The sequence below is a fragment of the Streptomyces sp. IBSBF 2435 genome (genome assembly GCF_036815005.1).
Classification (GTDB): Bacteria; Actinomycetota; Actinomycetes; order Streptomycetales; family Streptomycetaceae; genus Actinacidiphila.
Genome location: NZ_JAJSYW010000178.1, coordinates 2027 through 6543 on the forward strand (window position 1 = coordinate 2027; position 4517 = coordinate 6543).

Here is a 4517-nt window from a genome sequence, read left to right on the forward strand (position 1 = left end):
AGTGGACGCGAGCATCTGTGGCCAAGTTTTTAAGGGCGCACGGTGGATGCCTTGGCACCAGGAACCGATGAAGGACGTGGGAGGCCACGATAGGCCCCGGGGAGCTGTCAACCGAGCTTTGATCCGGGGGTGTCCGAATGGGGAAACCCGGCAGTCGTCATGGGCTGTCACCCATACCTGAACACATAGGGTATGTGGAGGGAACGCGGGGAAGTGAAACATCTCAGTACCCGCAGGAAGAGAAAACAACCGTGATTCCGGGAGTAGTGGCGAGCGAAACCGGATGAGGCTAAACCGTTCACGTGTGATACCCGGCAGGGGTTGCGTGTGCGGGGTCGTGGGAGTTTCCTTGACCGGTCTGCCGGCCGGTCGGAGAGTGAGAAACCGTTTGTGTAGGCGAAGGACATGCGAAAGGTCCGGCGTAGAGGGTAAGACCCCCGTAGCTGAAACATGAGCGGCTCTCTTGGAGATCACCCAAGTAGCACAGGGCCCGAGAAATCCTGTGTGAATCTGGCGGGACCACCCGTTAAGCCTAAATATTCCCTGGTGACCGATAGCGGATAGTACCGTGAGGGAATGGTGAAAAGTACCGCGGGAGCGGAGTGAAATAGTACCTGAAACCGTGTGCCTACAAGCCGTGGGAGCGTCGCGTTGGGCGACTTGTCGTTCAACGTCGTGACTGCGTGCCTTTTGAAGAATGAGCCTGCGAGTTTGCGGTGTGTTGCGAGGTTAACCCGTGTGGGGTAGCCGTAGCGAAAGCGAGTCCGAATAGGGCGGTTGAGTAGCACGCTCAAGACCCGAAGCGGAGTGATCTAGCCATGGGCAGGTTGAAGCGGCTGTAAGAGGTCGTGGAGGACCGAACCCACCAGGGTTGAAAACCTGGGGGATGACCTGTGGTTAGGGGTGAAAGGCCAATCAAACTCCGTGATAGCTGGTTCTCCCCGAAATGCATTTAGGTGCAGCGTCGTGTGTTTCTTGCCGGAGGTAGAGCACTGGATAGGCGATGGGCCCTGCCGGGTTACTGACCTTAGCCAAACTCCGAATGCCGGTAAGTGAGAGCGCGGCAGTGAGACTGTGGGGGATAAGCTCCATGGTCGAGAGGGAAACAGCCCAGAGCATCGACTAAGGCCCCTAAGCGTACGCTAAGTGGGAAAGGATGTGGAGTCGCAGAGACAACCAGGAGGTTGGCTTAGAAGCAGCCATCCTTGAAAGAGTGCGTAATAGCTCACTGGTCAAGTGATTCCGCGCCGACAATGTAGCGGGGCTCAAGCGTACCGCCGAAGTCGTGTCATTGCAGCATTGAGGGCCAACGCCTGCTGTGATGGGTAGGGGAGCGTCGTGTGCCGGGTGAAGCTGCGCCGGAAGGCAGTGGTGGACGGTTCACGAGTGAGAATGCAGGCATGAGTAGCGATACAAGAGTGGGAAACTCTTGCGCCGATTGACTAAGGGTTCCTGGGTCAAGCTGATCTGCCCAGGGTAAGTCGGGACCTAAGGCGAGGCCGACAGGCGTAGTCGATGGACAACCGGTTGATATTCCGGTACCCGCTGTAAAGCGCCCAGTGCTGAATCCTTTGATGCTAAGGCCGTGAAGCCGCCTCTGATCTCTTCGGAGTGAGGGGGAGTGGTGGAGCCGCTGACCCGAGGGGGTAGTAGGTAAGTGATGGGGTGACGCAGGAAGGTAGTCCAGCCCGGGCGGTGGTTGTCCCGGGGTAAGGGTGTAGGACGTCATCCAGGTAAATCCGGGTGGCATATAGTCTGAGACCTGATGCCGAGCCGATTGTGGTGAAGTGGATGATCCTATGCTGTCGAGAAAAGCCTCTAGCGAGTTTTACGGCGGCCCGTACCCTAAACCGACTCAGGTGGTCAGGTAGAGAATACCGAGGCGTTCGGGTGAACTATGGTTAAGGAACTCGGCAAAATGCCCCCGTAACTTCGGGAGAAGGGGGGCCATGTTCGGTGATGGGACGTGCTCCTTGAGCTGGGTGTGGCCGCAGAGACCAGCGAGAAGCGACTGTTTACTAAAAACACAGGTCCGTGCGAAGCCGTAAGGCGATGTATACGGACTGACGCCTGCCCGGTGCTGGAACGTTAAGGGGACCGGTTAGTCACATTTCGGTGTGGCGAAGCTGAGAACTTAAGCGCCAGTAAACGGCGGTGGTAACTATAACCATCCTAAGGTAGCGAAATTCCTTGTCGGGTAAGTTCCGACCTGCACGAATGGCGTAACGACTTCTCGACTGTCTCAACCATAGGCCCGGTGAAATTGCACTACGAGTAAAGATGCTCGTTTCGCGCAGCAGGACGGAAAGACCCCGGGACCTTTACTATAGCTTGATATTGGTGTTCGGTTCGGCTTGTGTAGGATAGGTGGGAGACTGTGAAGCTATGGCGCCAGCCGTGGTGGAGTCGTCGTTGAAATACCACTCTGGTCGTGCTGGATGTCTAACCTCGGTCCGTGATCCGGATCAGGGACAGTGTCTGGTGGGTAGTTTAACTGGGGCGGTTGCCTCCTAAAGGGTAACGGAGGCGCCCAAAGGTTCCCTCAGCCTGGTTGGCAATCAGGTGTTGAGTGTAAGTGCACAAGGGAGCTTGACTGTGAGACTGACGGGTCGAGCAGGTACGAAAGTAGGGACTAGTGATCCGGCGGTGGCTTGTGGAAGCGCCGTCGCTCAACGGATAAAAGGTACCCCGGGGATAACAGGCTGATCTTCCCCAAGAGTCCATATCGACGGGATGGTTTGGCACCTCGATGTCGGCTCGTCGCATCCTGGGGCTGGAGTCGGTCCCAAGGGTTGGGCTGTTCGCCCATTAAAGCGGTACGCGAGCTGGGTTTAGAACGTCGTGAGACAGTTCGGTCCCTATCCGCTGCGCGCGTAGGAGTCTTGAGAAGGGCTGTCCCTAGTACGAGAGGACCGGGACGGACGAACCTCTGGTGTGCCAGTTGTCCTGCCAAGGGCATGGCTGGTTGGCTACGTTCGGGAGGGATAACCGCTGAAAGCATCTAAGCGGGAAGCCTGCTTCGAGATGAGGGCTCCCACCCACTTGATGGGGTAAGGCTCCCAGTAGACGACTGGGTTGATAGGCCGGATGTGGAAGCCTCGTAAGGGGTGGAGCTGACCGGTACTAATAGGCCGAGGGCTTGTCCTCANGGGTAAGGCTCCCAGTAGACGACTGGGTTGATAGGCCGGATGTGGAAGCCTCGTAAGGGGTGGAGCTGACCGGTACTAATAGGCCGAGGGCTTGTCCTCATTTGCTCGCGTCCACTGTTTGGTTCCCGGGTTGCGAACAGTCGCACCGGTTGAACAGATTCACTTAACTGAAAAGTGTGCTTGTTCGCTTGGACTCTGTCGATGTCCCGCCTGCGCGGCGGGGCGACCCGATAGCGTTTCGGTGGTCATAGCGTTAGGGAAACGCCCGGTTACATTCCGAACCCGGAAGCTAAGCCTTTCAGCGCCGATGGTACTGCAGGGGGGACCCTGTGGGAGAGTAGGACACCGCCGAACAATTATTNGGGAAACGCCCGGTTACATTCCGAACCCGGAAGCTAAGCCTTTCAGCGCCGATGGTACTGCAGGGGGGACCCTGTGGGAGAGTAGGACACCGCCGAACAATCTTTCCAGACCCCTGGTCCTGGCCTAAGCGCTAGGACCAGGGGTCTTTTTGTATGGCGCCCACAAAGCGCGCCTTCCCCGTGGTTACGGGAGACTTGTACTACAGCAGCACGATCCGAGGAGTCACGTCGATGTCCAACTCGCCTGAAGACCGGCCCGAGCGTCCCGAACGCCGGGACTCGCGCCCGAACGGCGGTGGCGACCGCGGGGGTTACCGCAGTGGTGCCCCGCGAAGGGACGGTGACCGTCCCAGCGGTGGCGGCTTCCGCCGCGATGACCGGCGTGACGATCGTCCGCGTGACGACCGGCGTGATGACCGTCCGCGCGGTGGCCCGCGTCGTGACGGCGACCGCCCCGGCGGGAGTGGTGGCGGCTTCCGCCGCGACGACCGCCCCGGTGGCGGCGGTGGTGGCGGCTTCCGCGGTAACGACCGCCCCCGCTATGACCGTCCGGCCGGCGGTGGCAGCGGTGGCGGCGGCGGTTTCCGTCGCGATGACCGTCCGGGTGGTGACCGTCCGCGCTTCAACGGTCCGCGCGATGACCGTCCGGGTGGTGACCGTCCGCGCTTCAACGGTCCGCGCGATGACCGTCCGGGTGGCGACCGTCCGCGCTTCAACGGTCCCCGTGATGACCGTCCGCGTTACGACGGTCCGCGTCGTGAGGGTGACCGTCCCGGTGGTGGCGGCGGTGGCTTCCGTCGCGATGACCGTCCTGGTGGCGACCGTCCCCGTTTCAACGGGCCCCGTGACGATCGTCCGCGCTACGACCGGCCGCGTGATGACCGTTCGGCCCGTGATGACCGGCCGCGCTACGACCGTCCCGGTGGCGACCGTCCGCGTTACGACGGTCCGCGTGATGACCGTCCGCGTTACGACGGTCCGCGTCGTGAGGGTGACCGTCCCGGTG

The 4517-nt window shown here is 60.2% G+C and carries 1 protein-coding gene and 3 rRNA genes; all 4 read left to right on the forward strand.

What is annotated here, in order from left to right; genetic code table 11:
- Nucleotides 1-19 precede the first annotated feature (19 nt).
- Nucleotides 20-3147 (forward strand): 23S ribosomal RNA (locus V7E46_RS26955).
- Nucleotides 3148-3386: 239 nt separating this feature from the next.
- Nucleotides 3387-3503: ribosomal RNA gene (gene rrf / locus V7E46_RS26960) — 5S ribosomal RNA — on the forward strand.
- Between the two features lies 1 nt (nucleotide 3504).
- Nucleotides 3505-3599: ribosomal RNA gene (rrf, locus tag V7E46_RS26965) — 5S ribosomal RNA — on the forward strand.
- Between the two features lie 267 nt (nucleotides 3600-3866).
- On the forward strand, nucleotides 3867-4517 hold a 651-nt coding region (locus V7E46_RS26970), incomplete at its 3' end, for a hypothetical protein (RefSeq protein WP_333770837.1).